This is a genomic window from Streptomyces sp. E-08, assembly GCF_049913095.1.
Lineage (GTDB): Bacteria > Actinomycetota > Actinomycetes > Streptomycetales > Streptomycetaceae > Streptomyces.
The window spans coordinates 5206301-5231879 of the sequence record NZ_CP183971.1; the positions used below are offsets into that span (position 1 = coordinate 5206301).

Sequence of the window (25579 nt, forward strand, 5' to 3'; positions counted from 1 at the left end):
GGCGGGCCCGGCACCGTGGAACGCCACACCATCGAGCCCCGGCCCGGCTGGCAGGAGACGGTCGAGGAGCAGGGCCTCGTCTACCCGCTGACCCGCTACCCGGACGGTTCGCTGCGCCCGTACTGGGACGAGAGCGCCTACTACTCCTTCTCGCTGCCCGAGGTCGAGGCCCTGGAGGAGGTCGTCGAGGAGCTGCACGCGCTGTCCCTCGAGGCAGCCGCGCACATCGTCGAGCAGGATCGATTCGCCGAGCTCGGGATCACCGATCCGAAGCTGGCGGGCCTCGTCGCCGAGTCCTGGCGCCGACGGGACGAACTCCCCTCCCTGTACGGCCGCTTCGACCTCCGCTACGACGGCACGGGTCCGGCCAAGATGCTGGAGTACAACGCCGACACCCCTACCTCGCTCGTGGAGGCCGCGAGCCCGCAGTGGTTCTGGATGGAGGAACGGTTCCCCGGCGCCGACCAGTGGAACTCCCTCCACGAGCGGCTCGTCGAGGCCTGGCGGCGGCAGGCCCCCCTGCTCCCGCCCGGCCCCGTCCACTTCGCCCACTCGGACGGCGACGAGCTCGGCGAGGACCTGATGACGGTCGCGTACCTGCGCGAGACCGCCCAGCAGGCCGGACTCGACACCGAGGCGCTGTCCGTCGAACGGATCGGCTGGGACCGGCTCTCGCGGCGCTTCGTGGACGACCGGCTCCGCTTCGTCCGCAGCTGCTTCAAGCTCTACCCGTGGGAGTGGCTGACCACCGACCGCTTCGGCCGGCACGTCCTGGACACCCTCGACAACGGCGGCGGCACCGGCACCACCTGCTGGATCGAACCCGCCTGGAAGATGCTCCTCTCCAACAAGGCGCTCCTCGCCGTCCTGTGGGAGCTGAACCCGGGCCACCCCAACCTGCTCCCCGCCTACCTCGACGGGCCGCGCGAACTCGCCTCGACCACCGGCTGGGTCGCCAAGCCGCTGCTCGGCCGCGAGGGCGCGGGCGTCACCCTGCACGAGGCCGGTACGGAGCCCTTCGTACGGGACGGGGAGGCCTGCTGCTACCAGGGGCTGGCCCCGCTGCCCGACTTCGACGGCAACCGGGTGGTGCTCGGCGCGTGGGTCGTCGAGGACGAGGCGGCGGGGCTCGGCATCCGGGAGTCGGCGGGGCCCGTCACCGACGAGTACGCCCGCTTCCTCCCGCACGTGATCCTCTAGCTACTCCGGTACGTAGTCGCGGAGCGGCGCGGGGGTCAGGCCCGCCGCCTCGGCCGCGTCCAGGGCCCGCCGAAGGTCCTGCGTCACCGTCTCGTTGAAGTGCAGCAGGACGATGTCGCCGGCCTTGAGCCGCGGGGCCGGCGGGGTCCACCCGCCCCAGGTCGTGAGGTCGTACGTCCACGTCACCAGGGCCTTCGCCCCGCAGGCGCGGGCGGTGGTCCTGGTGGTCGCGTCGTACGTGCCGTACGGCGGGCGCAACAGCCGGGGCCCGTCGCCGAACTGCGCGAGGTGCTGGTCGCGGGCCCCGCACACCTGCGCCTTCTGGCCCGCGGCGTCGAGCGTGGTCAGGTCGGGGTGGTCGACGGTGTGGTTCTCGACGCGGGAGCGGCCCTGGTCGAGCAGGGCGTGGAAGTAGCCGGAGTCGTACGAGTAGGCGCCGGGGAGCAGGAACAGCGAGGCGGGTACCCGGCGGTCGAGCAGCAGCCTCGCCGCGGCGGGGTCGTGGTTCCAGCCGTCGTCGACGGTGATGAAGACGACCGGGTCGGTGGTCTCCACGCGGGAGACCACCGGGACGGGCTCGGGCCAGGCCGCCGGGGCGGCGTGCGCGGGTCCGGCGACCGCGCCGAGGAGCGCGAGCGGGACGAGGGCGGCGAGCGCGGCACGCAGGGCGTGACGCAGACGGAGTCTCGGCATGGCGGCATCATTGGCCTAGACCAAGTCCGGTGTCAATGAGCCGAGTTGACCCCGCCCCTCCCGCTCGCCGCCCTCGTGAAAGCGGATCCCGTCAGTCCGTCGCCCCACCCACGAGGGACGCCGTCAGTCCGTCGCCCCGCCCGCGACGGGCGCCGTCAGTTCCGTCGCCCCCACCCGCGACGGACGCCGTCAGTCCGACAGGACGCCCCTCAGCTGCTCCAGGCCCCAGTCCAGGTCCTCCTTCGAGATGACCAGCGGCGGAGCGATCCGGATCGTCGACCCGTGCGTGTCCTTCACCAGGACGCCCCGCTCCATCAGACGCTCCGAGATCTCCCGGCCCGTCCCCTTCGCGGGCGCGATGTCCACGCCCGCCCACAGCCCGCGCCCGCGCACCGCCTCCACCGCACCGCCGCCCACGAGCAGCCCCAGCTCCGCGTGGAGGTGCTCGCCCAGCTCCGCCGCCCGCTCCTGGAACTCGCCCGTCCGCAGCATCGCGATCACCTCGAGGGCCACCGCGCAGGCCAGCGGGTTCCCGCCGAACGTCGACCCGTGCTCACCCGGCCGGAACACCCCGAGCACGTCACGGTCGGCCACCACCGCCGACACCGGCACCACCCCGCCGCCCAGCGCCTTCCCGAGGATGTACACGTCCGGCACCACACCCTCGTGCTCGCACGCGAACGTCCGCCCCGTCCGGCCCAGCCCCGACTGGATCTCGTCCGCCATGAACAGCACGTTCCGCCGGCGCGTCAGCTCCCGGACCCCCGCCAGATACCCGGCCGGCGGCACCAGGACCCCCGCCTCCCCCTGGATCGGTTCCAGCAGCACCGCCACCGTGTTCTCGGTGACGGCCGCCTCCATCGCCGTCAGATCCCCGTACGGCACGATCTCGAACCCCGGCGTGTACGGCCCGAAGTGGTCCCGCGCCTCGTGGTCCGTCGAGAAGCTCACGATCGTCGTCGTCCGGCCGTGGAAGTTGTTCGCCGCGACCACGATCTTCGCGTGCCCGTCCGGCACGCCCTTCACCTCGTACCCCCACTTCCGGGCGGTCTTCACGGCCGTCTCGACCGCCTCCGCCCCCGTGTTCATCGGCAGCACCGCCTCCTTGCCGCACAGCTCCGCGAGCCGCGTGCAGAACTCGGCGAACCTGTCGTGGTGGAAGGCGCGCGAGGTCAGCGTCACCCGCTCCAGCTGCGCCTTCGCGGCGTCGATCAGACGCCGGTTGCCGTGCCCGAAGTTGAGCGCCGAGTACCCGGCGAGCATGTCGAGGTAGCGACGGCCCTCGACATCGGTCATCCAGGCGCCGTCCGCCGAGGCGACGACGACCGGAAGGGGGTGGTAGTTGTGAGCGCTGTGCGCGTCCGCGGAAGCGATCGCGTCTTCTGTCCTCGACACGGGATCTCCGTTCGTCCTGCGGCTCGGGAGTGCGTATGGCCCCCTTCTTATCGTCGCTCGGATGCCGGACAGGGAAACCTCGGCGACGGCACGCCAGCTACCCTGGAATCACGCACGGCGACTGGCGTACGGGGAAGCGACCCCGGGGGAGCCGTGCGCGCTCCACCACACGAGGTGCCGCTCGCCTGGGCATCACGGGCCCCTGGTCCCGTGCGCACCTCAGCCCCGGGACCGTTCCGCCGAACGCCCGGAGGACACCACCATGACCACCCCGCAGCAGCACCCCGCGCTCGCCGCCGCCGACCCCGAGCTCGCCGCCCTCGTCGGCGCCGAGGAGCGGCTCCAGGCCGAGACCCTCCGCCTCATCCCCAGCGAGAACTACGTCTCCGCCGCCGTGCTCGAAGCCTCCGGCACGGTCCTCCAGAACAAGTACAGCGAGGGCTACCCCGGCCGCCGCTACTACGAGGGCCAGCAGAACATCGACCAGGTCGAGACCCTCGCGATCGAGCGCGCCAAGGCCCTCTTCGGCGTCGACCACGCCAACGTCCAGCCCTACTCCGGCTCTCCGGCCAACCTCGCCGTCTACCTCGCCTTCGCACAGCCCGGCGACACCGTCATGGGCATGGCCCTGCCCATGGGCGGCCACCTCACCCACGGCTGGGGCGTCTCCGCCACCGGCAGCTGGTTCCGCGGCGTCCAGTACGGCGTCCGCCAGGCTCCGATCTCCGAAGGCGGGGGTCTGATCGACTTCGACCAGGTCCGCGAGCTCGCCCTCAAGGAGCGCCCGAAGATCATCTTCTGCGGTGGCACCGCACTGCCCCGCACCATCGACTTCGCCGCCTTCGGCGAGATCGCCCGCGAGTCCGGCGCCGTCCTCGTCGCCGACGTCGCCCACATCGCCGGCCTCATCGCGGGCGGCGCCCACCCCTCCCCGGTCGGGCACGTGGACGTCATCTCCACGACCACCCACAAGACCCTCCGCGGCCCGCGCGGCGCCATGCTCATGTCCACCGAGGAGCACGCCAAGGCCCTCGACAAGGCGGTCTTCCCCGGCCTCCAGGGCGGCCCGCACAACCAGACCACCGCCGCCATCGCCGTCGCCCTCCGCGAGGCCTCCCAGCCCTCCTTCCGCGACTACGCCCACGCCGTCGTCGCCAACGCCAGGGCCCTCGCCGAGGCGCTCCTCGCCCGCGGCTTCGACCTGGTCTCCGGCGGCACCGACAACCATCTGATCCTGATCGACCTCACGCCCAAGCGGGTCCCCGGCAAGATCGCCGCGAAGGCCCTCGACCGGGCCGGGATCGTCGTCAACTACAACACCGTCCCCTACGACCCCCGGAAGCCGTTCGACCCCTCCGGCATCCGCATCGGCACCCCCTCCCTCACCTCCCGCGGCCTCACCACGGACCACATGGACCAGGTCGCCGAGTGGATCGACCGCGCCGTCGCCGCCGCCGGCACGGGCGACGAGGACGCCCTCCGCACCGTCCGCGCCGAGGTCGCCGACCTCATGGCCTCCTACCCGGCCCCGGGCCTCCCGGTCTGACGCACCCGGTCCGACCCGCACCCGGTCGACACCCGGTCGTCCGGGCCTTCGCCCGCCGCCCGCCGCCCGCCAGCCGCCCGCCGCCCGCCGGTCGTCGGCCGACGGCCCGTCAGCCCGCTGTCCCCGCGACGCGCAGGGCCTCCGTCCGGTCCGGTATGCCCTCCAGACGGAGGGTCACGGCCCCCGCGCTCCCGGTCCACAGGAGCGTGGGGCCCGCGGGGCGCGCCGCGTGGGTCCAGACCGCGCCGTCGCCCGTCTCCAGCGGGAACGTCAGCCGGTGCGGGCGGGCGAACCAGTACCCCCGCGTCCCGTCCGGCAGCGTCACCGCCTCCGGCTGCACCGGCACCTGCTTGACGAAGCCCAGCTCCAGCCGCGCCGGGAACTCGTCCAGCCGGACCGTCCGCTCCCCGACCCGCCAGCACAGGCTGATCACCGCCCGGCCCCGCTCCGCCGCCCCCGTCACCGCGACCGCGTCCGGCGCTCCGAGGGCGGCGGGTATCAGCGGCGCGAAGCCCGCCCTGCGCCCGGCCTCCGCCAGGTCCACCGGGGCGGGGCACCCCGGCACCACCCCGCCTGCCGACGCCTCGCCCGGCACCGGCCGGCCGCCCTCCGGGTCGTACCGCACGGAGACCCCGCCGAAGCCGAACCACTCCGCCACCGCCGCCCGCACGGGAGGCGTGAGCACCAGCACGATCAGCACCCCGGTCAGGCCGGCCACCACCGCCCGCCACCGCTCCCGGGCCCACGCCCCCGCACGCGTCCGCCACCGGATCCGCCGCGGCTCGGGCACCCGCTCCGGCACCGGCACGTGCTCGGCGAGGAGCTGGGCCAGCACCCGCTCGGCCATCGTCTCGCCGTCCACGTCCGGCACCCGCAGCCGCCGCCCCAGCTCACGCAGCTCACCCGTCAGACCGTCCCCGGACCCGCCCCCCAGCCCGCCCGGCAGACGCCCGTCAGACCCGCGCCCCGGACCGTCAGATCCGCGCCCCGGACCGTCCGGCCCGTGTCGCTCCTCACCCACGCCCCTCACCTCCCTCCGTCACCAGCGCCCGCCCCAGCTTCTTCAGCGCCCGGCTCAGCCGGGACTTCACCGTCCCCCTCGGCCAGCCCAGTGCCACGGCCGTCTCCGTCTCGTCCAGCTCCAGGAGATACCGGTGGATCACCACCTGCCGATGGTCCTCGGCGAGACCGTCCAGCGCCTCCCACAACCGCCGGCTCCGCTCCCGCTCCTCGGCCGCGACCGCCGGGTCCGCCGACTCCGGTATCCGAGGCTCGCCCCCGAGCAGATCCGCCTCCCGGCCGGCCACGGCACGCTGCCGACCCGCCGAGCGCACTGTGTTCCTGGTCTCATTGGCGACGATCCGCAACAGCCAAGGACGGAACGCCGCACCCTCCTTGAAACGCCCCAGGGACCGGTACGCCTTGAAGAAGGCCTGCTGCACCACGTCCTCGGCCTCCGCGCCCGCGCCGCACGCCACGGCCGCCCTCAGCGCCACCGCCGTGTGCGCGCGGACCAGCTCCGCGTACGCCTCCGGCTCCCCGGCGCGCACACGGGCGATCACCGCGGCCTCGTCGTCGACCAGGCCCCCCTCCCGCGTCCTCACACTCTTGATACACCGGCAGTCGGGGATCGGTTCCCACACCTGAGAGAATGATGTGCATGGCCTCTGACAGTCCCCGTGTGCTCTCCGGAATCCAGCCCACCGCAGGCTCGTTCCACCTCGGCAACTACCTCGGCGCCGTCCGCCAGTGGGTCGCCCTGCAGGAGACCCACGACGCCTTCTACATGGTCGTCGACCTGCACGCGATCACGGTCCCGCAGGACCCCGCCGAGCTGCGCGCCAACACCCGGCTCGCCGCCGCCCAGCTGCTCGCCGCCGGTCTCGACCCGGAGCGCTGCACCCTCTTCGTCCAGAGCCACGTCCCGGAGCACGCCCAGCTCGCGTGGGTCATGAACTGCCTCACCGGCTTCGGCGAGGCCTCCCGCATGACCCAGTTCAAGGACAAGTCCGCCAAGCAGGGCGTCGGCAACGCGAGCGTCGGCCTCTTCACGTACCCGATCCTCCAGGTCGCGGACATCCTGCTCTACCAGGCCCACGAGGTCCCGGTCGGCGAGGACCAGCGCCAGCACATCGAGCTGACCCGCGACCTCGCGGAGCGCTTCAACGGCCGCTTCGGCGAGACGTTCACGATCCCCAAGCCGTACATCCTCAAGGAGACGGCGAAGATCTTCGACCTCCAGGACCCGACGATCAAGATGAGCAAGTCGGCGTCCTCGCCGAAGGGCCTGATCAACCTCCTGGACGACCCGAAGGCCACCGCGAAGAAGGTCAAGAGCGCGGTCACCGACACCGACACGGTGATCCGCTTCGACCCGGAGAACAAGGCCGGCGTCTCCAACCTCCTCACCATCATGTCCACGCTCACCGCCACGTCCGTCGAGGACCTGGAGAAGAGCTACGAGGGCAAGATGTACGGCGCGCTGAAGACGGATCTCGCCGAGGTCATGGTGGACTTCGTCACGCCGTTCCGGGCCCGCACCCAGGAATACCTGGACGACCCGGAGACGCTGGACTCGGTCCTGGCCAAGGGAGCGGAGAAGGCCCGCGCGGTCGCCGCGGAGACGCTGGCCCAGACGTACGAGCGGATCGGCTTCCTGCCCGCCAAGCACTGAGTCCAGGGACCCTGGCCACGAGGGTGGTGCAGGCCGCACACTGGCGGCTGCACCACCACACACGACTCGACGACGGACGACGGAGGAGAACGACGTGGGGACCGTAACGCTCGGCGTTTCGATCGCGGTCCCGGAGCCCTACGGCAGCCTGCTCCAGGAGCGGCGCGCCGGCTTCGGGGACCCGGCCGCCTACGGCATCCCCACGCACGTCACCCTGGTCCCGCCGACCGAGGTCGCCGAGGAGCGGCTGCCGGAGATCGAGGCGCACCTCGCGGGTGTCGCCGCCGACCACCAGCCGTTCCCCGTACGCCTCCGGGGCACCGGGACCTTCCGCCCGCTGTCCCCGGTCGTCTTCGTGAAGCTGGCGGAGGGCGTGCCCTCCTGCAACCGGCTCCAGCACCGGATCCGGGACGAGGCCGGGCCCCTGGTGCGCGAGCTCCAGTTCCCGTACCACCCGCACGTCACCGTGGCGCACGGCATCTCCGAGGAGGGGATGGACCGGGCGTTCGAGGAGCTCGCCGGGTACGAGGCGGCCTGGACCTGCCGCTCCTTCGCGCTGTACGAGCAGGGCCCGGACGGGGTCTGGCGGAAGCTGTACGACTACGAGTTCGGCAGCGGCCGCCCGATCTCGGCGGTCCCCGCGCAGGGCGGCAGCCCGGTGGACGCACCGGCGCCGACGGCGTAGGCCGGTACGCCGGTTCACCCGTACACCCGTACGCCCGTACGGTCACACCGTCAGGCGCCGGAAGAGCGGCCTCGGTACATGCCGTACCGCCGTCATCACCATCCGCAGCGCCCCCGGCACCCACACCGTCTCCGAGCGCCGCCTCAGCCCCAGCTCGATCGCGCTCGCGACCGCCTCCGGGGTCGTCGCGAGCGGCGCCTGAGCGAGCCCGGCCGTCATCTTCGAGCGCACGAACCCGGGCCGTACGACCATGACGTGCACGCCCGTGCCGTGCAGCGCGTCCCCGAGGCCCTGGGCGAAGGCGTCGAGCCCCGCCTTGGACGAGCCGTAGATGAAGTCCGCGCGGCGGGCCCGCTCGCCCGCCACCGAGGAGAGCACCACCAGGGAACCGTGCCCCTGCGCCTGGAGCGCGCCCGCGCACACCAGGCCGGCCGAGACGGCGCCCGTGTAGTTGGTCTGCGCGACCCGGACCGCCGCGACCGGGTCGGACTCGTCCCGCGCCTGGTCGCCGAGGACCCCGAAGGCGAGCAGCACCATGTCGATGTCGCCCTCGGTGAAGATCTTCCCGAGGCGCTCCTCGTGCGACTCGGTGTCGAGCGCGTCGAACGGCACCGTGCGCACCTCCGCCCCCAGCGCGCGCAGCGAGTCGGCGGCGGCCGTGAGGGCGGGGGAGGGGCGGCCGGCCAGCCAGACCGTACGGGTACGGCGAGCGATCAGCCGGCGGGCGGTGGCGAGCCCGATCTCGGAGGTGCCGCCGAGGACGAGCAGGGACTGCGGGGCACCGAAGGCGTCCTTCACGGGAACTCCTGGAGATCTAGAGACTGAGACGGCGGGCCCGGTCCGAGGTGAACACGGACCGGGGGTCGAGCGCGGCGCGCAGCGCCCGGAACTCGTCGAGCCGGGGGTACATCGCGGCCAGGACCTCCGGCCGGACCCGGGAGTCCTCGGCGAGGCAGACCCGGCCGCCGGCGCCCGCGACCTCCTCGTCGAGCCCGTCGAGGAACCTGCCGAGACCGGGGAGGCCGGCGGGGAGGTCGAGGGCGAGGGTCCAGCCGGGGAGGGGGAAGGAGAGCCAGCCGGGGTCGCCCGCGCCGAACCGTTTCAGGACGGCGGGGAAGGACGGGCAGCGCCGGTCCGCGATGCGCCGCACGATCCGCCGGAGGGTCTCCTCCTGCCCGTACGGGACGACGAACCGGTAGTGGACGAAGCCGCCGGGGCCGGAGATCCGGTTCCGGTGCAGGGCGCCGTCGAGCCGGTCGAAGAAGGCCGGCAGCGACTGGAGACGGCCGGTCGCGGCGCGGGGGGCGCTGCGGTACCAGAGCTCGTTGAGGAGCCCGGCGGACGTGCGGCCGAGGAGCCCGCCGGGGACGCGCGGCGGCGGGACGGGCAGCCGGCCCGGCGAGAACGCGAGCGGCGCGCGGCGGGCCCGGTGGCGGCGGGGCAGCGCATCGTACGGGGCGTGGTCGCCGCGCGTGAGGACGGCGCGGCCGGTGGCGGCGCCCCGCGCGAGCAGGTCGATCCGGGCGACCGAGTAGCGGTACGCGTGGTCGCCGGCGGTGAGCCGGGCCATCAGTTCGTCGAGGTCGGGGACGCGCTCGGTGTCCACGCGCAGGAGGGAGGTCTCGACGGGCAGCAGCCGCAGGGTGGCGGAGAGGATCACGCCGGTCAGGCCCATGCCGCCGGTGGTGGCGTCGAAGAGGGGGGTCCCGGGCGGCACGGTCCTGATCTCGCCGTCGGCGGTGAGGAGTTCGAGCGCCGTCACGTGGCGGCCGAAGGAGCCCGAGACGTGGTGGTTCCTGCCGTGGACGTCGCTGCCGATCGCGCCGCCGACGGTCACGTACCGGGTGCCGGGGGTGACCGGGACGAACCAGCCGAGCGGCAGCAGCGCCTCCATCAGCCGGTGCAGGCTGACGCCCGCCTCGCAGACGACGAGCCCGGCGGTGGTGTCGACGGCGAGGATCCGGTCGAGGCCGGTCATGTCGAGGACGGTGCCGCCGGCGTTCTGCGCGGCGTCGCCGTACGCGCGGCCGAGACCGCGGGCGACGGCACCCCGTGGCCCGCAGGCGAGGACGGCCTCGACGGCCTCGGCGTGCCCGCGGGGGCGCCGCACGCGCGCGAGGGTGGGGGCGGTACGGCCCCAGCCGGTGATCGCTTCGCAGTCGTCGTCCAGGACGTGGGTCTCGACAGCCATGAGGGTGACCGTATAGCCGGGTCTGTGGCTTATGCCGGTATTGGATGGCGGTTCGTCGAAATGGGTGATTAAAGGAGTGTCAGGAAAGAGACCTCGCGCCCGCGGCGGCGGCGCGCGCGCGAGCACGACACGCGCCGGAGGACGTCGTGCTCCGCGACCCGCCGCCCGCCGGCACCGGCCCTCGCACGGACCGCGATGTACGGGATGTCGGTCGCGGGTCTGTGCGCCCCGGCGGGGGATTCTCGTACCCGGGTGATCCGACGGCGTGAGGAGTGGACGTACGACATGGACTGGCTGAGCAGACTCCCCGTCATCGGCCCGTGGGTGACGCGTTTCATGCGGACCCACGCGTGGCGCTCGTACGAGACCCTCGACGAGGCCCACTGGACCCGGCTGGCCGCCGCGATCACCTTCATCTCCTTCCTCGCCCTCTTCCCGCTGATCACGGTCGCCGCCGCGATCGGCGCCACGCTCCTCACCGACGACCAGCTCGACAAGATCGAGAAGAAGGTCGCCGACCAGGTGCCCGGCATCTCCGACCAGCTCGACATCGGCGCGCTCGTCGCCAACGCCGGCACCGTCGGCCTCGTCGCCGGCGCCCTGCTGCTCGTGACCGGCATCAGCTGGGTCGGCTCGATGCGGGAGTGCCTGCGGGCGGTCTGGGGGCTCGACGCCGTCGAGGGCAACCCGATCCTGCTGAAGGGCAAGGACGCGCTGGTCCTCGTCGGCCTCGGCGGCGTCGCGCTCGCCTCGCTCGCCGCGTCCTGGCTCGGCTCCACCGCCGTCGGCTGGAGCGCCGACCGGATCGGCATCTCCGGCGAGGGCGCGGGCGGCTACCTGCTCCAGGCGGCCGCCGTCCTGGTCGCCGTCATCGCCGACTTCCTGATCCTGCTGTACGTGCTGACGCTGCTGCCGGGCGTCGAACCGCGGCGCCGGGACCTCGTGGTGGCGGCGCTCATGGGCGCTGTCGGCTTCGAGCTGCTGAAACTGCTGCTGGGCGGCTACATGAAGGGGGTCGCGGCGAAGTCGATGTACGGGGCGTTCGGCGTGCCGGTCGCCCTGCTCCTCTGGATCAACCTCACCGCGAAGCTCCTGCTGTTCTGCGCGGCGTGGACGGCTACGGACTCACGTCCGACGAAGAGTCCTGCGGCTCCGGAGTCGTCCGGTCCTCCTCCGCACGGCGACGACGCGCCGCCGACGCGGCCAGCGGCCAGCGCCGGTTGACCAGGAAGACGCCCGCGGCCAGGAGGACGAGGACACCGCCTGCAACGGCCAGCGCGATCCCGACCCCGCCGGACCTCCCGGCGGTGGCGGTCGCGTGGACCGGCTCCTTCGGGGCGTCCTTGCCGGGCGCCGGGACCGTGCCCTCGTCGTGGGTGGGGGGCGTCGTGCGGGCCGAGCGCGGCGCGACCAGTTCGCCGACCGGCGTCACCTTCCCGGACGCCGCGAAGCCCCAGTCGAGCAGCCGGGCGGCCTCGCGGTAGACCGCGTGCTGCTCCTCCGAGGAGGGGTTCATGACGGTGACGAGCAGGACCCGGCCGTTGCGCTCGGCGACTCCGGTGAAGGTGGCACCCGCGTGCGTGGTGTTGCCGTTCTTGACCCCGGCGATGCCCGGGTACGGGGCGACGCCGATGTCGCCGGTCAGGAGCCGGTTGGTGTTCTGGATCTCGAAGGTCTCGCGCTTCTTGCCCGGCTTGGCCTCGCCGGGGAAGGCGGCGCGGGGCGTGGCGGCGTACTCGCGGAAGTCCGGCTTCTGCATGCCGCTGCGGGCGATGAGCGTCAGGTCGTACGCGGAGGAGACCTGGCGCGGGGCGTCGTAGCCGTCCGGGGAGACCACGAAGGTGTCGAGGGCCTGGAGGTCGGCCGCGTGGTCGTTCATGTCGGTGACGGTCTTGGCGAGACCGCCGTTCATGCTGGTCAGCACGTGCACGGCGTCGTTGCCGGAACGGAGGAAGACACCGAGCCACAGGTCGCGGACGCTGTAGGTCTGCTTCTCCTTGATGCCGACGAGGCTGGAGCCGGCCCCGATGCCGGCCAGGTCCTGGCTGGTGACCAGGTGGTTCTGCGTCTTGGCGGGGAACTGCGGCAGCAGGGTGTCCGCGAAGAGCATCTTGAGCGTGGAGGCCGGGGCGAGCCGCCAGTGCGCGTTGTGCGCGGCGAGGATCTGGCCGCTCTCCGCGTCGGCGACGATCCAGGAACGGCCCGACAGCTCCTTAGGGAGGACCGGGGCACCGGACAGGAGCTGCACCTGCGTCCCCGGCCTGCTGAGCAGGGCCCCGCCGACCTGGGACATCACGGCGGGCGGCTTGGGCTGCTTGTCCTTCCCGTCCTTCCCGTCGGCGTGGGCCGCGGGCGCGGCGGTGACGAGCGGCAGGAGCACAGCAGCGGCGACCGCCCAAGCGGTCTTCTTCGAAGCAGACACGGTCGAGAACGTACAGGTACGCACAAGCGATCCGAACCCCGGCAGGCGGTTCGCCCGCGCCCGTCCACCCGGAAGCGGGGGCCGGGAGACCGACGGTGATGCGTTTCGCCCGTGGGAGCCGAGCGGCTGGACACCGTACGGGTGGCCGTCTACGCCCGACAGTTCAAGGCGCGCCCCGATTCGTCCGAGGCGTCTCCGGAGGCGCAGGTGGCGGCTGGCGAGGCGCTGGCGGCGAGCAGGGGGTGGGAGGTTGTTCACACGTTCAAAGACGTGGGCAGGTCGGGTTGGGATCCACATGTGATCCGTCCGTCATTCGAAGACCTCATGTCCGCCGTGCGCGCGGGCGAGGTCGACGTGGTGGTGGTCAACGAACTCTCCCGGCTGACCCGCAAGGGCGCACACAACGCCCTGGAGATCGACACCGGCGCCCGGAGAAGCCGAGCGACGCGTCACCGAGAAGCGGATGGATTCCATCAAGAAGCGGCGTGTGTCGAACGAGCCCGGTCAATCGGTAGCGGTGCGCGGTACCGGCCCGGCTCGCTCGGGATATCGGCCGCAGAGTTCCGGGTTCGACTCCCGGGGTGGGCGCGTACGACCACCAGTTCGCCTAGCCCAAACGGCAAGAGGCGTCGCGCTTAGACCGCGAAGGTCCCCGGTTCGAGTCCGGGGGCGGGCACGAGTTACGTGTAGGAACGCGGCGGCCCGCTCCGGGCTGCCATGGCCAACGCGATGATCCAGCCGAGCACCGTCCATCCGAGAAAGATGTTGATCACTATGACCGACCCTCGGTTCGGGACACTTCGTGCGACCGCGACGACTGTCGGTACGAAGTACAGCAGCGCGACAACAAGCGCCGCTGGCACAAGCACGTTGTAACTCATAAGTCCCCCGGCCTGAACGTTGGTTGACGCCATCCCTATCTCGCTCGCTGCGGCTTGTCCAGGCCGCGTAGTCCGACGGGAGCGGCACCGCTCAGTTCTGATCCGAGGATGGGTGACAAGCTCAACATCAAGCACCGGGAGGCGCCGTGCGCTGTATCGACTGCACCGAGCCGGCGACCCATCGGGGCCGCTGCAAGACACACCACGGGGCGTACGAGGACCGTCCGACGGTTCGCACCCGCCGTGCACGGAGCCGACGACGTGCGGCCCGGAACGATGCTGCTGCACGGCTCCGCCGGATCATCGAGCGGAAGGGGACCGCGTGGGCGGGGCTTTCTACTTGCCCGGGTTCGCTCGTACGCCCCTCAGGCCGATCACGCCCACGGCCGTCCCTAGGATGAACGACGTGACAGCGAGGGCGAGGTGGACCCAGAAGTACGCCGTCGGGTTCCCCGCGTCGTCGAAGGCGAGGCCGCTCCCGTCCTTCCAGAGGTTCTTCGCGAAGGTCACCCAGATCACCCAAGACCAGACGCCGAACGCGAGCAGGAACCAGGAGACGCGGCGGCTGAGCTTCATGGGGTGTCCTTCGGAGTGGGGTGGTCGTGCCCTGCCAGTATCGGACGGGCCTGCCGCGATCTTGCGGCTGGGTCTGGGGACGGTGATCGGCGTGATCGGGTTGCGTGGGGTGCGTGCCGCGCGCCGCGTGGACGTGTAGAAGAGGGGTTCCGGGGGCGTGGTCGTGTTTCTGCTGGTCCTGGTCGTGGTGCTCGCGCTGCTCGGCGCGGTCCACTGGTACGTGTGGCGGCGTCTGGTGCGTGACGTGACGGCGCCCGGAGGCCTGCCGCGGCGTCTGGGCACGGCCGCCGTCGTGGTCCTGCCGCTGCTCTCGCTGGCCGCCCTGGTCTCCTCGCGGGCGGGCGCTCCCTTCCCCGTCCAGCAGGCGGTCGCCTGGCCCGGCTTCCTGTGGCTCGCCGTGCTCCTGTACCTGGTCCTGGCCCTGCTGGTCGGCGAGGCCGTCCGGCCGCTCCTGCGCGCCTGGACGAGCCGTCGCGCGGCGGAGCCCGCATCCGTGCCGGCGGCCGTGGCGGCGGCGACCGTACCCGTATCCCCGGCGGTACCCGCGGAGCCAGTGGACGTACCCGCGCCCGCGCCCGCCGCCGGTGACGTCTCCCGGCGTCTGTTCGTGGCCCGGGCCGTCGGGGGGTCCGCCGCGGCCGTCGCCCTCGGGACCGTCGGATACGGGACGTACGGCGTGCTGCGCGGGCCCCGGGTCAAGCGGGTCACCGTCCCGCTCGCCAAGATCCCGCGGGCCGCGCACGGTTACCGGATCGCCGTCGTGTCCGACATCCACCTCGGGCCGATCCTGGGCCGCGCCCACACCCAGCGGATCGTGGACACGATCAACGCCACCCAGCCCGACCTGATCGCGGTCGTCGGCGACCTCGTCGACGGGACCGTCGAGAACCTCGGCCCGGCCGCCGAGCCGCTCGCCCGGCTCCGTGCCCGGCACGGCTCGTTCTTCGTGACCGGCAACCACGAGTACTTCTCGGGCGCCGACGCCTGGGTCGACCACGTCCGCGAACTCGGCCTGTATCCGCTGCGCAACGCGCGCGTGGAGATCCCGGCCGGCTTCGACCTCGCGGGCGTCGACGACGTCGCGGGGGAGAGCGAGGGCCACGGCCCCGACTTCGTACGGGCCCTCGGCGACCGCGACCGGGCCCGCGCCGCCGTGCTCCTCGCGCACCAGCCGATCGTCGTCCACGACGCCGTACGCCACGGCGTGGACCTCCAGCTCTCCGGCCACACCCACGGCGGTCAGCTCTGGCCGGGCAACCTTCTCGCCGAACTGGCCAACCCGACGGTCGCGGGCCTGGAGCGGTACGGGGACACCCAGCTGTACGTCTCGCGGGGTGCCGGCGCCTGGGGGCCCCCGGTCCGGGTCGGCGCGCCCTCCGACATCACGATCGTCGAACTCGCCTCGAAACAGGCCTGATCGGGCGTAGTCACTCCCCGCGCCGAGAGCGATACGTGCTGCTCATCGACTTAAATTCCCATATCCCGGACATATACATGTGGTGTGAAAGTTTTTCCTTCCACTTGTGAAATCCGTGTGATGGGATGCAGCCATCGCGACGTTTTCCGGGGGCCGTCGCATCTGGGGTGGTACCAAAAAAAGGAAGCACGGCAATGCGGTCGACGGTCCGTCTGCGGATCCTCATCACTTGTGGAGTACTGGTGGCCGCCGGAGTGGGGGGCTGGCAACTCCTGCCCTCCGACGGCGTCCGGACCGATCCGATCACCGTCGGCACGACCGACGAGGTGACATCACTCGACCCGGCCGGCGCCTACGACGCCGGCTCCTGGGCCATGTACAGCAACGTCTTCCAGTCGCTGCTGACGTTCAAGCCGGGCCTGAGCCAGCCGGTTCCGGACGCCGCCGAGAGCTGCAAGTTCGTGGGCACCAAGCTCACCACGTACCAGTGCGTGCTCCGCGACGACCTCACCTTCGCCAACGGGCGCAAGATCACCGGCGAGGACGTCGAGTACTCCTTCGAGCGGATGCTGCGGATCAAGGCGGACGTCGGTCCGCAGCCGCTCTTCCCGACCCTGAAGAGCGTCTCGGCCGAGGGCCGCACCGTCACCTTCCACCTGAGCGGCCGTGACGCCACGTTCCCGCTGAAGGTGGCCACGGGCGCCGGCTCGATCGTCGACAAGGACCAGTACCCGGCCAACAGGCTGCGCGGCGGCTACGCGGTCGACGGCTCGGGGCCGTACGTCCTCAAGGAGTACAAGGAGGGCGAGTCCGCGCTCCTGGAGCCCAACCCGAACTACCGGGGCGCCGTCACCAAGTCCGGTCACGCGGTCCTCGTGAAGTACTACGGCCAGTCCGAGGAGCTCGCGAACGCCTGGAAGGCGAAGGACGTCCAGGTGACGCACCGGCAGCTCCCGCCCAAGTTCCTGTCGACCCTGGAGACCGACGACGGCACCCGGGTCACCGAGGCTGAGAGCGCCGAGATCCGCAACCTCAACTTCAACGTCCGGCCCGGCTCGCCCATGGCGGACAAGGCCGTACGCCAGGCCGTCGCCGCGGTCCTCGACCGCCCGGCGATCACCGAGGGCGTCTACAAGGACTCGGTCGAGCCGCTCTACTCCCTCATCCCGCAGGGCTTCGTCGGCCACAGCACGGCCTTCTTCGACGTCTACCCGGAGCCGAGCCGGAAGAAGGCCAAGGCCCTCCTGAAGGAGGCCGGGATCAAGACGCCGGTGAAGTTCACGTACGGCTACCGCAAGGACGCCACCTACGCCGCCGAGGCCGCCGAGATCAAGCGGCAGCTGGAGGAGACCGGCCTCTTCGAGGTCAAGGTCGTCGAGGCCGACTGGCAGACCTTCCAGAAGGGGTACGCGAAGGGCGGCTACGACGCCTACCCCGTCGGCTGGCTCCCCGACTTCCCCGACTCCGACAGCTTCACCGCTCCGCTCGTCGGCACCGAGAACACCCTGCACAACGGCTTCTCCAGCAAGAGGATCGACAGCCTGATCGCCTCGACGCAGCAGTACAGCGACCGGGGCCGGGCGACGAGCGACTTCAAGGAGATCCAGAGCGAGGTCGCCTCCGACGTCCCGCTCGTCCCGCTCTGGCAGAAGAAGGACTACGTCCTGTCCACGGAGGCCGTCGCCGGCTCCCAGTACCTGACGGACGGCACGGGCATCTGGCGCCTGTGGGAGCTCAGCTGGATCTAGGGGGTGCCCCGCCCCGCGTCCCGGCCGGGGCTTCGGGGGCCCGCCCGGCACCCCGGCTAGGGCTTCGGGCTCGCCTTCTTCTTTGGCTTGCCCGAGGCTGCCATCCCGGCCGCCGTCGGCATGAAGTCGGAGAGCAGCTCGTGCGTCTCCTTGACCAGCGGGCGCAGGATCCGGAAGCGGGAGAGGGAGATCGCGCGGGCGGTGACCGGCGCCAGGCGCTCCACCAGGCGCCGGCTGTTCGCCGCGCCCTCCGAGCGGTCGTACACCCAGAACAGCACCAGGCCCATCTGCTGGAGCCAGAGGAGCTGCGGGAGGGCCTCCCTGAGCTCCGGGTCGACCTTGACCGAGGCGCCGGAGATGACCCGCCGGTGCACCTCGATGGCGGCCTCGCGCGGTCCCTCGGACTCGGGGGAGAAGGGGCTGAGCGGGCTGTCCGGGTCGGCGGCGTTCTTGAAGAACTGGGCCGCGAACTCGTGGTACGGCTCCGCGATGTCGAGCCAGCCGAGGTAGACCCCGCGGATCCGGGCGGTCAGGTCCTTGTCGGGGCCGGTCAGGATGGGCTCGACGGCGGCCTGGTGCTCCTCGGCGATCCGGTCGTAGAAGCCCTGGACGAGGTGCTCCTTGGAGGAGAAGTAGTAGTACGCGTTGCCGACGGAGACCCCTGCCTCCTGGGCGATGGCCCGCATGGTCGTCTTGTCGTAACCGCGCTCCTTGAACAGCCGGAGCGCGGTTTCGAGGATGAGCGTGCGGGTCTGCTCGCTCTTGGGGGCCTTCTTCTCGTCGGCCGTCTTCTCTTCCTTCACGTCCTTCACAGAGCCGAGCCTAACGGGGCGGACCGGGCACCTCGCAGTGCCCGTCCCCGCAGGGTCCGTCCCTCCAGGACCCGTCGTCCTGTCCCGGGCCCCTGAGGGCCTCGCGCCACTTCGCGGCCGCGAGGACGGTCATCCGGGCGAAGGGCTGTCCGGCGGGGGTGGCCAGCCAGTGGGCCCGGGGCCGGTGTTCGGCCAGGGCCCAGAGGCAGACGATCCAGGCGGCGGTCTCCCGGTAGACCTGGCCCCGGTCCCCGATCACGGTGATCTCCCGCAGGGTGGCGGCGTGGTCGAGGGCCGGGAAGAGGCGTCGCGCCTGCTGCGATCCGGCCGGTACGAGGTCGAGCGGGACGAGCTGCCGCTGGCGCAGCAGCCAGTGCCGGAGGTGCACGCAGAGCGGGCAGTCGGCGTCGTACAGCACGGTCAGGCGTCCCACGGGGATCGTGGGGTGTGCCGGGGTCGACACCGTGTCAGCCCTGGGGGGCGGGCGGGGCCCAGGGGCCGGCCTTGGGGGCCGCGGTCCAGCCCTGCGGGCGGACGGGCGGCACCTGCTCGCGCTCCATGACCCCGCGGCGGCGGATCTTGTTGAGCACGTACACGTTGGCGAGGTGCATCACGCCGAGGACGAGCAGGACCACGCCGAGTTTGACGGAGAGCGCCTCGAAGAGGGCCCGGGCGTCGACGACGGCGGCGTCCTGGCTCAGGTAGAGGGCGACGAAGCCGAAGTTGACGAGGTAGAAGCCGACCACCAGGAGGTGGTTGACGGCGTCCGCGAGCTTCTCGTTCCCGTGCAGGACGTCGGAGAGGAAGATCCTTCCGTTGCGGCTGAGCGTGCGGGCGACCCAGATGGTGAGGGCCACGGCGATCAGCAGGTAGGCGATGTACGCGATGACAGTGAGGTCCATGCCCCACCCTCCCTTGAACGCGTTCAAAAGCTGGCAGGCATGACTGTAGACCTCTTCTTGAACGCGTTCAAGTCGCTTCGGTTATGCGCTGGTCCGGTCGCGTCCGCCCGCGTAGGGTCGACGGGTGACGCTCTCTCATGACCTGGCCGGCACCGGCCCCTCGACCGTCGTCCTGCTGCACTCCGGGGTCTGCGACCGCCGGATGTGGGACGGGCAGTTCCATACGCTGGCCGGGGCGGGACACCGTGTCGTCCGCTGCGACCTCCGCGGCTTCGGCGACACCCCCGTCGACGCCCCGCACACCCACGCCGAGGACGTGCGCGAGCTCCTCGACCACCTCGGCGCCGAACGGGCCGCCGTCGTCGGCTCCTCCTTCGGCGGCCGCGTCGCCCTCGAACTCGCCGCCCTGCACCCCGGACGCGTCCGGGCCCTCGCCCTGCTGGGCTCCGCGAAGCCCGGCATGGCGCCGAGCGAGGAGCTGCGCGCCTGGGGTGCCCGCGAGGACGCGCTCATCGAGGCGGGCGACCTCGACGCCGCCGTCGAGCTCAACGTCGACACCTGGCTCGGGCCGGAGGCCTCGGACGCCGCCCGCGCCCTCGTACGGGACGGGCAGCGGCGCGCCTTCGACCTCCAGCTCGCCGCCGCCGAGGAGAACCACCCCGTCGCGCCCGAGGTCACCCGCGACGACCTCGCCCGGATCCAGGCCCCCGCCCTCGTGGCCGTCGGCGCCCACGACCTGCCCGACTTCCGGGCGATCGCCGACGAGCTCGGCGCCCTCCTGCCCGCCGCCCGCCGCGTCGACCTCGACTGGGCCGGCCACCTCCCCGCCCTGGAGCGCCCGGACGAGACCGCGAGGCTGCTCCTCGCCTTCCTCGCCGAGCTCTCCTAGGGCCGGTCCGCGCGCGGTCCTACCGGAACCGCCTCACCCCCGGCACCAGCGCCGTGCCCACGCAGCAGCCGCCGACCACCACCGCGGCCACGAGCAGCGGCACTTCGGGTCCCCAGGCCGCGGCGGCGACCGGTGCGAGGACGTACCCCAGGGGCATGGCGGCGAGCGAGAGCAGCCAGTCGTACGAGGTGACCCGGGCGAGCGCGTGGGCGGGCACGGCGCGCTGGACGGCGGTCTGCCACACGGGGGAGAGGAAGCCGAGCCCGGCCTGCGCGAGCCCGTACGACGCGATCGTCACCGGCGCGGGCGCGGCGAGGGCGAGCAGCACCAGCGGCAGCGCGTACGTGGCGAGGCCGAGGTTCGCGGTCAGGACCGGGCGCCGCGGGCTGACGCGGTCGGCGAGCAGCGCCCCGAGGAGGAAGCCGACGGCGCCGACCTGGAGGAGGACGACCCAGGTGGTGCCGCCGCCGAGCTGCCGCACGGCGATCGCGGGGCCGAGCGTCATCAGGACGGCGGCGGCGCCGTTCCAGGCGCTGTGGCCGATGAGGCTGGTCCAGTACCAGTCCCGGGAGCGGACCTCCTGCCAGCCCTCGGCGAGGTCGGCCCGGAGGGAGCGGCGCGGGATGGGGATCCGCTTCACCCGGACGGCGGTCAGGAGGAGGGCGCTGACGGCGAAGGTGGCCGAGTCCAGGACGAACGCCCAGCCCGCGCCCACGGTCAGGACCAGGGTGCCCGCGAGCGCGGGTCCGGCGAGGCGGGTGGCGCTCTGGGCGACCCCCATCGCCGCGTTGGCCCGGTGCAGCGCGTCCGCCTCCACCGTGCCCTTCACCAGCGGCGAGACGGTCGGCATGGCGAAGGCTCCGGCCGCGCCGCCGACGGCCTCGGCGACCGCGAGGACGGCGAGGCTGGGGGAGCCGCCGAGCAGCTGGACGCCGACGAGGAGCTGCGTGGCGCAGCGTACGAGGTCCGTGGTGAGCGCGACCGTACGGGCGTCGAAGCGGTCGCCGACCACTCCGCCCACCGGCAGCAGGAGCAGCTTGGGGACCATCGCGCAGCCGAGGACCAGGGCGAGCGCCGAGGTGGAGCCGGTGGCCTCCAGGACGGCGAGGGCGAGGGCGGCGGGGATGGCGGCGTCGCCGAGGAGTGAGAGGGCGCGGCCGGTGAAGAGGAGGCGGAAGGAGCGGCTGCGCAGGGGGTGGCGGACGGGCGCGGTCGCGACGGGGTGCACGGGGGCCGTGGGCATGGGACGCAGAGTATTTCGCCACCGAATAATTCGTCAACGAAATACTTCGGGAGGGGAGAGTGCCCGTACCCACGTACGATCACCCCATGGCGTCCCCCGAGGAACCGCGTACCCCACGCGAACCGCGCGACTGGACCGACGACCACGTCGCCCGCTGGCAGCCCGTCCTGCCCGGCCTCGACCCCGTCGTCGAAGGCGCGGTCACCCGCATGAAGAAGCTCTCGGTCCACCTGCGCCGGGTCCGGGAACAGTCGCTCGTCGACTTCGACCTGGAACGCCACGAGTTCGACACCCTCCACAAGCTCGCGGGGCGCGGCGGCAGCGCCGCCCCCTCCGAACTCGCCCAGGACCTCGACCTGGCCCCCGCCTCCGTCTCCGGGCGCCTCGACGTCCTGGAGAAGCGCGGCTTCGTCCGCCGCACCCAGTCCACGACCGACCGCCGCCGGGTCGTCGTGGAACTCACCGCCTCCGGCCGCGAGACCTGGCTGGGCGCGATGGACGTCCTCGGCCACGAGGAGTACCGGCTGCTCGGTGTCCTCGGCCCCGAGGAGCGCGACCTGCTCAACGACATGCTGCGCCGGATCATGGTCGAGGCCGAGTCGGGCGGCCCGACCCCGTCCTGGCACGCCTGACGGGCGCGCCGTCCGTCAGATGCTCAGCGAGCGCGCGTAGTTGAGCTGACCCATCACCCAGTGGATGGTGTCCGGGCCGGTCGCCGGGATCATCGTCGAGTGGTGCCGGCCGCCGCTGGTCACCGTGACCTGGATGAAGCCGGTCGTGGACTTCTCCTTCATCAGCAGGAACAGCAGGCCGAGCAGGCAGAAGAGGAAGAAGATGACCGCGAGGACGATCGCGACCGTCGGCATCTTCTCCTCGGTCCGCGACATGTCCATCGCGTTCCACACCGCGCCCTTGAGCGGCATGTTGCCGGCCGGCGTGATGATCTGGTCGCCGACCACGGTGATGTCACCGAGGCTCAGCAGCGGCGCCCCGCCGCCCGCCGGCCCGTGCTGCGGCGGCACCGGCACGCCACCCGGCAGGGTCGGCTGGTAGGGCGGCGGCGTCTGCGGGTACCCGTACCCGGGCGTCGCGTCCTGCGGGTAGCCGTACGCCGGCTGCCCGGGCGCCCCACCCTGCCCCGGCCCCCACTTGTACTCACCGTCCGCGTAAGGGTTCGGCTCGCTCATCAGTCCCCGTCCTCCACAAAGAAAAAAGCCCGCTCCTGCACGCCGCAGCGTACAGAAGCGGGCCGAAGCACCGAACCCGGCGGGTCAGAAACGGCGCGTGATGAGCGCGCGCTTGACTTCCTGGATGGCCTTCGTGACCTCGATGCCACGCGGGCACGCGTCCGTGCAGTTGAACGTCGTGCGGCAGCGCCACACGCCGTCCTTGTCGTTCAGGATCTCCAGGCGCTGCTCGCCCGCCTCGTCACGCGAGTCGAAGATGAAGCGGTGCGCGTTGACGATCGCGGCCGGACCGAAGTACTGGCCGTCGTTCCAGAAGACCGGGCAGGACGACGTGCACGCGGCGCACAGGATGCACTTGGTGGTGTCGTCGAAGCGCTCGCGGTCCTCGGCGGACTGCAGACGCTCGCGCGTCGGCTCGTTGCCCTTGGTGACCAGGAACGGCATGACGTCCCGGTACGCCTGGAAGAACGGCTCCATGTCCACGACCAGGTCCTTGAGGACCGTGAGGCCCTTGATGGCCTCGACCGTGATCGGCTTCTCGGGGTTGATGTCCTTGATCAGCGTCTTGCAGGCCAGCCTGTTCTTGCCGTTGATCCGCATCGCGTCCGAGCCGCAGATGCCGTGCGCGCACGAGCGACGGAAGGTCAGCGTGCCGTCGACGTCCCACTTGATCTTGTGAAGGGCGTCGAGCACGCGCTCCTTCGGGTCGATCTCGATCTGGAAGTCCTCCCAGACCGCGGCGTCCGACACCTCGGGGTTGAAGCGGCGGATCCGCATCGTGACCGTGATGTACGGGGAGGCAGGGGACCCAGAAGAGGCAGACTCGACCTTGTCCAGTACGGGGGTAGCCATCAGTACTTACGCTCCATCGGCTGGTAGCGGGTCGTCACGACCGGCTTGTAGTCGAGACGGACGGTCTCGGAGCCGTCCTCGCCGACCTCGCGGTACGCCATGGTGTGGCGCATGAAGTTGACGTCGTCGCGGTTCGGGTAGTCCTCGCGGTAGTGACCACCACGGGACTCCTTGCGCGCCAGGGCCGAGACGGCCATGACCTCGGCCAGTTCGAGCAGGTTGCCCAGCTCGATGGCCTCCAGGAGGTCCGTGTTGAAGCGCTTGCCCTTGTCCTGGATGGACACGTTCTCGTAGCGCTCGCGCAGCTCGGCGATCTTCTCGACGGCCGTCTTGATGGTCTGCTCCGTACGGAACACCATCACGTTGGCGTCCATGGTCTCCTGCAGCTCGCGGCGGATGTCCGCGACCCGCTCGTGACCCGTGGAGTTGCGCAGCTTCTCGATCGTCGCGACGACGAGGGACTCCGGGTTCTCCGGCAGCTCGACGAAGTCGTGCTTGGCGGAGTACTCGGCGGCGGCGATGCCGGAGCGCTTGCCGAAGACGTTGATGTCGAGCAGCGAGTTCGTGCCGAGGCGGTTGGCGCCGTGAACGGAGACGCACGCGACCTCGCCGGCCGCGTACAGGCCCGGGACGACGGTGGTGTTGTCCGAGAGGACCTCACCCTCGACGTTCGTCGGGATGCCGCCCATGGCGTAGTGCGCGGTGGGCTGGATCGGGATCGGGTCCGTGTAGGGCTCGATGCCGAGGTAGGTGCGCGCGAACTCCGTGATGTCGGGCAGCTTGGCGTCCAGCTGCTCCGGCGGGAGGTGCGTCAGGTCCAGGTAGACGTGGTCGCCCTCGGGACCGCAGCCGCGGCCCTCGCGGATCTCCGTGTAGATGGAGCGGGAGACGACGTCACGGGACGCGAGGTCCTTCATGACCGGCGCGTACTTCTCCATGAAGCGCTCGCCGTCCTTGTTGCGGAGGATGCCGCCCTCACCGCGGGCGCCCTCCGTCAGCAGGATGCCCATGCGCCAGATGCCCGTCGGGTGGAACTGGAAGAACTCCATGTCCTCCAGGGGCAGACCGCGGCGGTAGCACGCGGCCTGGCCGTCACCGGTCAGGGTGTGGGCGTTGGAGGTCACCTTGAAGAACTTGCCGGTGCCGCCGGAGGCGTAGATGACGGCCTTGGCCTGGAAGATGTGGATCTCGCCGGTGGCCAGCTCGTAGGCGACGACGCCCGCGGAGTGCTTCACACCGTCGATCTCGGTGATCAGCTGGTCCAGGACGTAGAACTCGTTGAAGAACTCCACGCCCTCCTTGACGCAGTTCTGGTACAGCGTCTGGAGGATCATGTGGCCGGTGCGGTCCGCGGCGTAGCAGGACCGGCGGACCGGGGCCTCGCCGTGGTTGCGGGAGTGACCGCCGAAGCGGCGCTGGTCGATGGTGCCGTTCGGGGTGCGGTTGAACGGCAGGCCCATCTTCTCCAGGTCGAGGACGGCGTCGATGGCCTCCTTCGCCAGGATCTCGGCGGCGTCCTGGTCGACCAGGTAGTCACCGCCCTTGACCGTGTCGAAGGTGTGCCACTCCCAGTTGTCCTCCTCCACGTTCGCCAGCGCGGCGGCCATGCCGCCCTGCGCGGCGCCCGTGTGGGAGCGGGTGGGGTAGAGCTTCGTCAGCACGGCGGTGCGGCTGCGCTTCGTCGACTCGATGGCGGCGCGCATGCCGGCGCCACCGGCGCCGACGATGACGGTGTCGTACTTGTGGATCTTCATGACGTGGATTACCTCAGCCCCGTGCCTAGCGGATGTTCGGGTCGAAGGTGAAGATCACCAGCGTGCCCAGAAGGATGGTGAACACCGTGGCGGTGTACAGCAGGCCCTTGAGCCACAGGCGCGTGTTGGCCCGCTCCGCGTAGTCGTTGATGACCGTGCGGAGACCGTTGGCGCCGTGCAGCATGGCGAGCCAGAGCATCAGCAGGTCCCAGACCTGCCAGAACGGGGACGCCCAGCGGCCGGCCACGAAGGCGAAGCCGACCTTGGTGACGCCGCCGTCCAGGAAGAGCTGGATCAGCAGGTGGCCGAGGACCAGGACGACGAGGACCACGCCGGAGAGGCGCATGAAGAGCCATGCGGCCATCTCGAAGTTGCCGCGGGTCGCGCGCGGGGTCTTGCCCGTGCGCTTGCGGGGGGCCTCGATGTACGGCGCGGGGTTGTCCACGTCGTAGTGCGCGCCGCCCTCGACGGGGCCGATCGCTGCGGAGGTCGTGTCAGCAGACATGAGTGGC

The 25579-nt window shown here is 71.7% G+C and carries 27 protein-coding genes, 1 tRNA gene and 1 riboswitch; of the genes, 11 read left to right on the plus strand and 17 right to left on the minus strand.

The features are described from left to right. Window positions 1-15 precede the first annotated feature (15 nt). Complete coding sequence (locus ACN9MM_RS24140) at window positions 16-1200, plus strand: glutathionylspermidine synthase family protein (RefSeq protein WP_426365665.1); 1185 nt, start codon at window positions 16-18, stop codon at window positions 1198-1200. Here ACN9MM_RS24140 and ACN9MM_RS24145 read toward each other — a convergent pair whose 3' ends face one another. Both ACN9MM_RS24145 and rocD read right to left on the minus strand, forming a co-directional pair. Next, entirely contained in the window at window positions 1201-1893 is a 693-nt protein-coding gene (locus ACN9MM_RS24145; RefSeq protein ID WP_426365666.1) for a polysaccharide deacetylase family protein, read from the minus strand. A gap of 189 nt (window positions 1894-2082) precedes the next feature. Continuing rightward, window positions 2083-3288: an ornithine--oxo-acid transaminase gene (rocD, locus tag ACN9MM_RS24150; RefSeq protein WP_426365667.1), complete on the minus strand. Its 1206-nt coding sequence runs from the start codon at window positions 3286-3288 to the stop codon at window positions 2083-2085. A 107-nt stretch (window positions 3289-3395) separates the two neighbouring features. Further along, window positions 3396-3486: riboswitch (ZMP/ZTP riboswitch) on the plus strand. A gap of 64 nt (window positions 3487-3550) precedes the next feature. On the opposite strand from rocD, the gene glyA reads away from it, so the two are divergent. Then, the gene (gene glyA, locus ACN9MM_RS24155) at window positions 3551-4834 is read left to right on the plus strand and encodes a serine hydroxymethyltransferase (protein ID WP_426365668.1); all 1284 of its coding nucleotides are present in this window, start codon (window positions 3551-3553) and stop codon (window positions 4832-4834) included. 109 nt (window positions 4835-4943) lie between these two features. Here glyA and ACN9MM_RS24160 read toward each other — a convergent pair whose 3' ends face one another. Both ACN9MM_RS24160 and ACN9MM_RS24165 read right to left on the minus strand, forming a co-directional pair. After that, entirely contained in the window at window positions 4944-5696 is a 753-nt protein-coding gene (locus tag ACN9MM_RS24160) for a hypothetical protein (RefSeq protein WP_426365669.1), read from the minus strand. A gap of 151 nt (window positions 5697-5847) precedes the next feature. After that, complete coding sequence (locus ACN9MM_RS24165; protein WP_382862705.1) at window positions 5848-6438, minus strand: RNA polymerase sigma factor; 591 nt, start codon at window positions 6436-6438, stop codon at window positions 5848-5850. 56 nt (window positions 6439-6494) lie between these two features. On the opposite strand from ACN9MM_RS24165, the gene trpS reads away from it, so the two are divergent. Both trpS and ACN9MM_RS24175 read left to right on the plus strand, forming a co-directional pair. Beyond that, window positions 6495-7508, plus strand: a complete 1014-nt coding sequence (gene trpS / locus ACN9MM_RS24170) for a tryptophan--tRNA ligase (protein ID WP_426365671.1) — start codon at window positions 6495-6497, stop codon at window positions 7506-7508. 94 nt (window positions 7509-7602) lie between these two features. Further along, window positions 7603-8193 carry a 2'-5' RNA ligase family protein gene (locus ACN9MM_RS24175; RefSeq protein ID WP_426365672.1) on the plus strand — a complete coding sequence of 197 codons (591 nt, stop codon included), beginning with the start codon at window positions 7603-7605 and terminating at the stop codon, window positions 8191-8193. Between the two features lie 42 nt (window positions 8194-8235). Here the strand turns inward: ACN9MM_RS24175 and ACN9MM_RS24180 are convergent, their stop codons facing one another. Continuing rightward, window positions 8236-8991, minus strand: coding sequence for a decaprenylphospho-beta-D-erythro-pentofuranosid-2-ulose 2-reductase (locus ACN9MM_RS24180; protein ID WP_426365674.1), 756 nt, complete (start codon window positions 8989-8991; stop codon window positions 8236-8238). A 16-nt stretch (window positions 8992-9007) separates the two neighbouring features. After that, window positions 9008-10384, minus strand: coding sequence for an FAD-binding protein (locus ACN9MM_RS24185; protein ID WP_426365675.1), 1377 nt, complete (start codon window positions 10382-10384; stop codon window positions 9008-9010). Between the two features lie 285 nt (window positions 10385-10669). Here ACN9MM_RS24185 and ACN9MM_RS24190 point away from each other — a divergent pair, with 285 nt between their 5' ends. Beyond that, window positions 10670-11608, plus strand: a complete 939-nt coding sequence (locus ACN9MM_RS24190) for a YihY/virulence factor BrkB family protein (protein WP_426368812.1) — start codon at window positions 10670-10672, stop codon at window positions 11606-11608. Here ACN9MM_RS24190 and ACN9MM_RS24195 read toward each other — a convergent pair. Beyond that, on the minus strand, window positions 11502-12806 hold the full coding sequence (locus tag ACN9MM_RS24195; RefSeq protein WP_426365676.1) for a D-alanyl-D-alanine carboxypeptidase family protein: 1305 nt from the start codon (window positions 12804-12806) through the stop codon (window positions 11502-11504). The genes ACN9MM_RS24190 and ACN9MM_RS24195 overlap by 107 nt on opposite strands. 141 nt (window positions 12807-12947) lie before the next feature. On the opposite strand from ACN9MM_RS24195, the gene ACN9MM_RS24200 reads away from it, so the two are divergent. Together ACN9MM_RS24200 and ACN9MM_RS24205 are read left to right on the plus strand one after the other, a co-directional pair. After that, window positions 12948-13445 (plus strand): recombinase family protein, encoded by a 498-nt coding sequence (locus tag ACN9MM_RS24200; RefSeq protein ID WP_426368813.1) that lies wholly within the window; start codon window positions 12948-12950, stop codon window positions 13443-13445. Then, a tRNA-Leu gene (locus ACN9MM_RS24205) sits at window positions 13408-13482 on the plus strand. Before ACN9MM_RS24200 ends, ACN9MM_RS24205 begins: the two co-directional genes overlap by 38 nt. 4 nt (window positions 13483-13486) lie before the next feature. On the opposite strand, the gene ACN9MM_RS24210 is transcribed toward ACN9MM_RS24205, so the two are convergent. Together ACN9MM_RS24210 and ACN9MM_RS24215 are read right to left on the minus strand one after the other, a co-directional pair. After that, window positions 13487-13720: a superinfection immunity protein gene (locus tag ACN9MM_RS24210; protein ID WP_426365678.1), complete on the minus strand. Its 234-nt coding sequence runs from the start codon at window positions 13718-13720 to the stop codon at window positions 13487-13489. Between the two features lie 303 nt (window positions 13721-14023). Then, complete coding sequence (locus ACN9MM_RS24215) at window positions 14024-14263, minus strand: SCO4848 family membrane protein (protein ID WP_426365679.1); 240 nt, start codon at window positions 14261-14263, stop codon at window positions 14024-14026. A 157-nt stretch (window positions 14264-14420) separates the two neighbouring features. On the opposite strand from ACN9MM_RS24215, the gene ACN9MM_RS24220 reads away from it, so the two are divergent. Continuing rightward, window positions 14421-15680, plus strand: coding sequence for a metallophosphoesterase (locus tag ACN9MM_RS24220; RefSeq protein WP_426365681.1), 1260 nt, complete (start codon window positions 14421-14423; stop codon window positions 15678-15680). A 194-nt stretch (window positions 15681-15874) separates the two neighbouring features. Next, a complete protein-coding gene (locus ACN9MM_RS24225) occupies window positions 15875-17428 on the plus strand; it encodes an ABC transporter substrate-binding protein (RefSeq protein ID WP_426365682.1) in 1554 nt (517 codons plus the stop codon). A 56-nt stretch (window positions 17429-17484) separates the two neighbouring features. Here the strand turns inward: ACN9MM_RS24225 and ACN9MM_RS24230 are convergent, their stop codons facing one another. Genes ACN9MM_RS24230 through ACN9MM_RS24240 form a run of 3 tightly spaced genes read right to left on the minus strand, consistent with a single transcriptional unit; the run spans window position 17485 to window position 19142 of the window. Then, a complete protein-coding gene (locus ACN9MM_RS24230) occupies window positions 17485-18240 on the minus strand; it encodes a TetR/AcrR family transcriptional regulator (RefSeq protein ID WP_426365683.1) in 756 nt (251 codons plus the stop codon). A 10-nt stretch (window positions 18241-18250) separates the two neighbouring features. Beyond that, window positions 18251-18673, minus strand: a complete 423-nt coding sequence (locus ACN9MM_RS24235) for a thiol-disulfide oxidoreductase DCC family protein (protein ID WP_426365685.1) — start codon at window positions 18671-18673, stop codon at window positions 18251-18253. Window positions 18674-18707: 34 nt separating this feature from the next. Then, window positions 18708-19142, minus strand: a complete 435-nt coding sequence (locus tag ACN9MM_RS24240) for a hypothetical protein (RefSeq protein ID WP_426365686.1) — start codon at window positions 19140-19142, stop codon at window positions 18708-18710. A 124-nt stretch (window positions 19143-19266) separates the two neighbouring features. On the opposite strand from ACN9MM_RS24240, the gene ACN9MM_RS24245 reads away from it, so the two are divergent. Further along, the gene (locus tag ACN9MM_RS24245) at window positions 19267-20031 is read left to right on the plus strand and encodes an alpha/beta fold hydrolase (RefSeq protein ID WP_426365688.1); all 765 of its coding nucleotides are present in this window, start codon (window positions 19267-19269) and stop codon (window positions 20029-20031) included. 19 nt (window positions 20032-20050) lie between these two features. Here ACN9MM_RS24245 and ACN9MM_RS24250 read toward each other — a convergent pair whose 3' ends face one another. After that, window positions 20051-21274 carry an MFS transporter gene (locus tag ACN9MM_RS24250; protein WP_426365689.1) on the minus strand — a complete coding sequence of 408 codons (1224 nt, stop codon included), beginning with the start codon at window positions 21272-21274 and terminating at the stop codon, window positions 20051-20053. Between the two features lie 86 nt (window positions 21275-21360). Between ACN9MM_RS24250 and ACN9MM_RS24255 the strand changes: the two genes are divergently transcribed. Beyond that, window positions 21361-21906: a MarR family winged helix-turn-helix transcriptional regulator gene (locus ACN9MM_RS24255; protein ID WP_426365691.1), complete on the plus strand. Its 546-nt coding sequence runs from the start codon at window positions 21361-21363 to the stop codon at window positions 21904-21906. 15 nt (window positions 21907-21921) lie between these two features. On the opposite strand, the gene ACN9MM_RS24260 is transcribed toward ACN9MM_RS24255, so the two are convergent. From ACN9MM_RS24260 to ACN9MM_RS24275, 4 genes are all read right to left on the minus strand, one after another. Then, complete coding sequence (locus ACN9MM_RS24260) at window positions 21922-22461, minus strand: hypothetical protein (RefSeq protein WP_426365692.1); 540 nt, start codon at window positions 22459-22461, stop codon at window positions 21922-21924. A gap of 84 nt (window positions 22462-22545) precedes the next feature. Continuing rightward, window positions 22546-23313: a succinate dehydrogenase iron-sulfur subunit gene (locus ACN9MM_RS24265; RefSeq protein ID WP_426365694.1), complete on the minus strand. Its 768-nt coding sequence runs from the start codon at window positions 23311-23313 to the stop codon at window positions 22546-22548. After that, on the minus strand, window positions 23313-25067 hold the full coding sequence (sdhA, locus tag ACN9MM_RS24270; protein ID WP_426365696.1) for a succinate dehydrogenase flavoprotein subunit: 1755 nt from the start codon (window positions 25065-25067) through the stop codon (window positions 23313-23315). The genes ACN9MM_RS24265 and sdhA overlap by 1 nt, the downstream gene beginning before the upstream one ends. Before the next feature lie 25 nt (window positions 25068-25092). After that, complete coding sequence (locus ACN9MM_RS24275; protein ID WP_366040856.1) at window positions 25093-25572, minus strand: succinate dehydrogenase hydrophobic membrane anchor subunit; 480 nt, start codon at window positions 25570-25572, stop codon at window positions 25093-25095. Window positions 25573-25579 lie beyond the last annotated feature (7 nt).